This is a genomic window from Methylobacterium sp. WL7, from assembly GCF_008040085.1.
Lineage (GTDB): Bacteria > Pseudomonadota > Alphaproteobacteria > Rhizobiales > Beijerinckiaceae > Methylobacterium > Methylobacterium mesophilicum.
In genome coordinates, this window is record NZ_VRVG01000204.1 from 1 (window position 1) to 5989 (window position 5989).

General features: G+C 61.1%; 6 protein-coding genes and 1 pseudogene. 6 read left to right on the top strand and 1 reads right to left on the bottom strand.

Annotated elements, in window-relative coordinates:
* Positions 1 to 616: 616 nt before the first annotated feature.
* A complete protein-coding gene (locus FV233_RS27750; protein ID WP_187278250.1) occupies positions 617 to 1690 on the top strand; it encodes a DUF4214 domain-containing protein in 1074 nt (357 codons plus the stop codon).
* A gap of 197 nt (positions 1691 to 1887) precedes the next feature.
* A complete protein-coding gene (locus FV233_RS27755) occupies positions 1888 to 2118 on the top strand; it encodes a hypothetical protein (RefSeq protein ID WP_147899448.1) in 231 nt (76 codons plus the stop codon).
* Between the two features lie 155 nt (positions 2119 to 2273).
* On the opposite strand, the gene FV233_RS27760 is transcribed toward FV233_RS27755, so the two are convergent.
* Positions 2274 to 2696 (bottom strand): MucR family transcriptional regulator, encoded by a 423-nt coding sequence (locus FV233_RS27760; RefSeq protein WP_281408056.1) that lies wholly within the window; start codon positions 2694 to 2696, stop codon positions 2274 to 2276.
* 474 nt (positions 2697 to 3170) lie between these two features.
* On the opposite strand from FV233_RS27760, the gene FV233_RS27770 reads away from it, so the two are divergent.
* The 4 genes and pseudogenes from FV233_RS27770 to FV233_RS27785 all read left to right on the top strand — a co-directional run.
* Positions 3171 to 3677, top strand: coding sequence for a MucR family transcriptional regulator (locus tag FV233_RS27770; protein WP_187278251.1), 507 nt, complete (start codon positions 3171 to 3173; stop codon positions 3675 to 3677).
* A 311-nt stretch (positions 3678 to 3988) separates the two neighbouring features.
* A complete protein-coding gene (locus tag FV233_RS27775; protein ID WP_147899450.1) occupies positions 3989 to 4195 on the top strand; it encodes a hypothetical protein in 207 nt (68 codons plus the stop codon).
* Between the two features lie 147 nt (positions 4196 to 4342).
* Positions 4343 to 5179: a lytic transglycosylase domain-containing protein gene (locus tag FV233_RS27780; RefSeq protein ID WP_147899451.1), complete on the top strand. Its 837-nt coding sequence runs from the start codon at positions 4343 to 4345 to the stop codon at positions 5177 to 5179.
* A 293-nt stretch (positions 5180 to 5472) separates the two neighbouring features.
* Positions 5473 to 5989, top strand: a pseudogene (locus FV233_RS27785) (transposase); the annotation flags it as partial.

The window sequence follows — 5989 nt, forward strand, 5'->3', positions numbered from 1 at the left end:
CACTAATAATCTTATTAAGATTCTAGGTAAAATTCAGGCAGATAATCCAATCGTAACAGCAGACTTAAAAACTGTCGAAAATACAATTGGAAATTCCGTAAAGATCGTTGGATTTGCGGCAAATTTTGCTGATCCTTTGTCACAATTTGATACTGATATCTCTCGCGCATATAGCACGACGGACCCAAACCTGCAGGCTCAGAGAGAATGGGCTGCATACAGAGATCTGGACGTTAACATTGGTAATAGCGCATATAAGCTAGCATTTTCCAGTGTCATGGCTGCTTACACCGCTTCTACAGCGGTGGCGGGCGTAGAGTTGTTCGTTTCCGGTTTTGTAGCTGAGGCAGGTCTCGGGGCTGCACTTGCGTTAAGTGCACCAGCAGTTGTAGGTGCGATTGCAGCCATTGCTGTAGGTATAGCTGCAGTAAATGTTTATGATAATTTCTTAGCCCCAATTGTGAAAGAACAACTATCTCATAATTATGAACAGGCGATTCCCCCGCCATCTGATCATACGGTCCCTCCGCAATCATCCAGTCCTGATCCCGTTAATAATGATGGAGGCGCCGGCGACGGTGGCGTCCAAGTCGCAAGCGCTAGTCTTATCCATGACGTGAGCAGCGCGAGCGGCAACGTCTTCGCTCTGTACGAAGGCCTGCTTGGACACGCACCTGATAAGGCCGGCGGCGAGAGTTGGGTTGCAGCCCTTAACGCCGGCACCAGCCTGCACGATGTCACCGCAGCCATCCTGTCCTCGCCCGAGGCGCAGGCACGCATCAACGCCAGCGACAACGCCACCTACGTCGATCAGCTCTATGAAACCGTGCTGGGCCGCCACGTTGATCCGGCGAGCGCACACAGCTGGGTGGCCGCTCTCGAGGCTGGCACCGCCTCGCGTGCGGACGTCGCAAGCGCTCTCGTGCTTTCAGACGAGCACATCGCCCAGCTGCAGCCCGCACTCAGTAAGGGCGTGCCGGTGCTCGATCCCGGGCTGTCGACCGCCCAGCATCTGTACGAGGCACTGCTTCACCGTGACCCCGATCAGACGGGCCTGCAGAACATCTCCGACGCGCTCGCGCACGGTGGCAGCCTGCAGGAGGTGGCTCAGAACATCCTGACCTCGTCGGAGTACCTCAGCGCTCACCCGCAGATGAGCGACGGCCAGTACGTCGAGGCGCTGTACGAGAACCTGCTCGGACGCACTGGCGACGCCGGCAGCGCCAACAGCTGGGTCGCGGCCCTGTCCAACGGTACGGACCGCGCCAGCGTAGCCAATGCCTTCCTCGACTCGGCCGAGTTCCAGGGGCACTACGCCAACCAGGGCAGCGCGGCCTATGTCGACGCGCTGTACCAGCACGTGTTCGGGCATGCGGGTGACGCGAGCGCCGTGCAGAACCTGGCCAGCCAGCTCGATGCACACAGCGTGTCACGCATCGACGTCGCCAACAGCTTCACCAACTCAGCGGAGTTCCAGGCCCATTATCCGGGCTCGGGCGATGCCGGGTTCGTCGAGAGCCTGTACCACGACGCGCTCGGGCGTGCCCCGGACGCCGCGGGTGAGGCGAGCTGGGTGTATGCGCTTTCGCACGGCACTTCACGGGCGGACGTGGCGCTGGCGATCGTCGACAGCCAAGAGGCGCAACAGCACCTGGCTGCCCAGGTCGGCGCCGGGCTGCACGTCGCGTGATGACATCGCCGAGGCGGACGTTGATCGCTCTCGTGGTCAGCGCCGCCTCGGCGGACCTTTTCGTGGGAGCCCCGCCTGCTACGGCAGCGGGCGCGGCGGACCGCTCCAGGCCGGCGGCGTCCCTAGCCGAGCTCTGGCAGGTGCTGAGCGCATGCGCTCAGGTCAGTGGTGTGCCGGCAGGGGCTGCGGGCTCAGAGGTGACGGTCCTGTTCAGCCTGAAGCGGGACGGCAGCCTGCTGGGCCAGCCACGGATTACGCATTCCCGCCTGACGGGTGCGCTGGACGAGCAGAGAGCGTTCGTGTCAGCGGCGCTGTCGGGGATCGCAAGCTGCCTACCTGTGCCGGTCACGCCCGGGCTGGGCGGGGCGATCGCCGGGCGCCCGTTCCGGCTGCGCATCATGAGCCGCAGACCAGAGCGCGCTACCTGACCGGCTTCTGCCTACAAGAACCCGCTCCCGCTGTGCCCCTTGTAGGCTTGCGCCGGCCGCCCTCGGCGCTACCGTCGCCTCATGGTCCGAGACGACCCGCAGCAGCGGTACTGAGGCCGCGTGGCAGAGTTAAGATCGCGTCAGAGCGACATCGTTCAGCCAGCTCTACGCCGTCCGTTCGGCTCTCGCCCGGCCATAGCGCCCGGCTGTCCGAGGCCGATGGCTTTTGCCAGCGCTGAGCGGCGCTCGGCATAACTTGGGGCAACCATCGGGTAGTCGGCGGGCAGGCCGTAGCGGTCGCAGTAGCTCCGCGGGCTGAGACCGTGGGCGGTCAGGTGGCGCTTGAGCGTCTTGTAGGTCTTACCGTCGATGAAGCTGACGATCCCGTCATGCTGGACCGACTTGCGGATCTGGGCCGCGCTCGGCTTGTCAACGTCAGAGGCCGCAATGGTTGCATTCGGCTTACTACCAGAAGTCAGCCTACGAACTGCATCGTGCACGCTTCGGATGAGATTGGGAAGCTCAGAAACCGGCACGGAGTTGTTGGAAACGTAGGCCGCAACGATATCCCCGGCCAGCGCTGTCAAATCCGGAGCCGGCGCTGTAACTTCTTCTCGCACTTTATCTCTGCCAGCTTTGAAACAGCCCACATGGGCAACTTAGGTTTTAATCTAAGTTACGAATTTTGTTGGCTGGTCAAGCTCATTCGGAATGGTATCTCGCCGATGCTTCCGCGTTTTTATCAGAAGCTTAAGGTCAAAAAAAAATCGCGACGAGCCACACCGAGCAACCGTGTGGCTAGGTCGGATAGGCGCGCAGAGCCGGCCTAGCCAGCCGTCACATCTCGCCAAAATCATGCCGATCGAGACGAAATTCTCTGCCAAATCACCAAGAATTCTGGCGATGCATGGTCGTTAAATTATCCTCAATTTTTTTGATCGGATGCGAACTACTATCTTTAACTACAGGCATCAATCTACTAAGGGATCGTGGGAAATTTATGCAGCTTCCCCTGCTATAGGAGCCTGAGAGTGGAAGAAGATAACCAGTTCCTGAGCGAGGGCCAGGGACAGAACGAGGGCCAGTTGGATCTGGTCGGGTTAGTGGCAGACATCGTGTCGGCCTATGTCTCGAACAATCGCGTCTCACCGGCTGAGATGCCGGCGCTGCTGTCGAGCGTGCATGCTGCGGTCGCCGGGTTGGGCACCCCCACTGTCTCTGATGAACCTAGCTCCGAGAAGGCGACACCGGCTCAGATCCGCAAATCGATCAAGCCCGACGCTCTGATCTCCTTCATCGATGGCAAGCCGTACAAGACCCTGAAACGGCATCTCACGGGCAACGGCCTGACCATAGAGACGTACCGGGAGCGCTACGGCCTGCCGCGCGACTACCCCTCGACGGCCGCCAGCTACTCCGAGCAGCGCTCGGCGCTCGCCAAGAGCCTCGGCCTCGGTCAGCAGCGTAAGAAGGCGGCTCCGAAGGCTGCTGAGCCGGCGGAGACCATCTCCGACAAGCCGAAGCGTGCCGGGCGGCCGCGGAAGGCCAAGGAGGCCTGAGGCCGATTGGGATCTGCCCGTTTCCTCCGGCGATCCCCATAATCGTACCCATCGCAGCGGTTGAGTGCCCGTACACTTCCGCTTGCGAGCGCGCCGGCCGCTGCGTTCCCCCCGTTCACGTGTGGCCAGCGCGTCCCTTCGCCGCCCAGGTCAGGCATCATGCACCTGAACGAGGAAGGGAAATTCGACTTTTCGGGGTCAGCAGCTCGGTGACCCCCATTGGGGCGCTCGAGCCTCGCCGACAGCGAGACTGAAGGGGAGGGCGGAAGAGCCAAGCAGCCCGAGAGACGATCTTTAAGGCAATCGAGACGATGCAGAAGGGCGAGGGGCGCCTCGATGCCTCCGCCGGCCGTGCCGGTATCGTGGGCGGCACGAAGGTCGAGGCGAACGGCAGCGTGAACGTCTTCGTTCAGAAGCCGGGCCCGGACACGAATGTCTGCACATCAGCCTCCGGCAACCTGTTCAACGATGTGGTGCTGAGCCGAGGGCATACGATGGCTCCGGCAAAGCGGTCGTAAGGCGTCAATCTATCAAAGGCATACTCATCGTTTCCCCGCTGATAACAATGCCAACCGAGCGCGCCCCAGATCAAATTTGCGCCGTGACTGATTTCGTGATCTGTATATCGGCATGTTAAGTGTTTTTAGGATCGCAAGCGCCTGAAGATGGCCGGACTGGTACGAACGCCCAAGGCGGGAATGCAAGAGCTGTCGACGATCAGCGAACATTCATTCAGGGCTCGGGTTCGCCGAAGAGCCTTCTGCAGGAATGCCCGTAGCTTTGGCCGCTCTAGCGCTAAGTTTGCAATCTGGACGATCGCTCTGCTTCTCGGGGCCACCCTGACGTTTTTTCCATGTCAGCCCGAGCCTGAAGTGGCTTCGCCAAGACGCGCCAATACCAATCTGGCATCGCGAGCGCCCAACATCGTGGCGATCATGTCTGTCGACGGCGCCATTGCCAATTTCGTTCAAGCCAACTTGAAGGCCATGACCGGACTAGAGGCGCTGCCTCAGTTCATCGGCGCCCTTCAAGACACTTGGCTGAACGCCTTCTACGGCGACAAGCAGCACCTGACAAAATTTATTGAGCATACAGCCGATGCCAGCGGCTTGCCTGTCGATTTTTTCCTAAAGCTTCTCCAGCAAGAGAGTGGACTTGATCATCGTGCCGTTAGCCGTGCGGGGGCTCAAGGTGTCGCGCAGTTCATGCCGGCAACCGCAACCGAGCGCGGCTTAATCGATCCATTCGATCCGTTTGAGGCCATACCAAAAGCAGCAGAGTTCCTGCGCGAACAACGTGCGGCCTTCGGCAGCCTAGGCTTGGCAGCGGCCGCCTACAACGCAGGCCCGCAGCGTGTGAGGAATTGGCTCGCGGGGCGCTCAGCGCTGCCGCAGGAGACCAAAGCCTACGTCGCCAAAATCACGGGTCGATCCGCCGACGAATGGCGGCAGGGTGGCGACATGTTCGCCACTGCTGAACCCGTGGCTCGGACTAGTTGGTGATTTCGACCACAAGGTCACGACTCAACCGCGGGCAGCCTTTTCCGCGACGTGGTCCAGAACAATGGACGACAGATGGCGAAGGCGGAATAACCACCCGCCTCCGGCAATCTGTTCAAGGACGCGGTACTGCAGCGAGGGCGGTCGATGGCATCGGCTGGCGGCACGTGATTGTGAGCAGCGCGGTCAGGCCGCCAGAGCGACCTGAGCTACATTCTTCCTAATTGGCAGATACGCGACCGGCGTTCTAGCATTACAGTTGCATTTTCGACGAGGTTCTGACTCTCTGCGTCACCATGATTTGCGCATCATGGACATCGGGGACCTCGATCGAGGCGACGCTGGAGTTGTGGGCCTCGTCGCTGCGAGAGGTGAAGGGGCGCTTGCGCCCGCTATTTACGCAGGAGCGGGTCGCGGCCTCGGCCGGGGCATTCCTGGATGGGCTGCTCGGCGCGGAGCGGCGCAAGACGGGTTGGATGCGGGCGGAAGCCGCGGGCGATCCCGGGCCCTGGCGTCAGCAAGCACTGCTCGGGCGCGGACGCTGGGATGCGGATGCTCTGCGCGACGTGGTGCGGGACTATGCCCTGGAGACCCTGGCTGACCCGGACGCGGTTCTGGTTCTCGACGATCCTTCGGCAGGCTCAGGATGAGGCCGGCTTTCTCAAGCAGGGTAAAGCCTCGTGCGACGTGCATCGCCAGTACACCGGCTCGGCCGGCAAGATCACGAACTGTCAGATCGGCGTGTTCGCGGCCTACGCCTCGCGGCACGGTCATGCGTTCATCGATCGGGCCTTGTACCTGCCCAAGACCTGG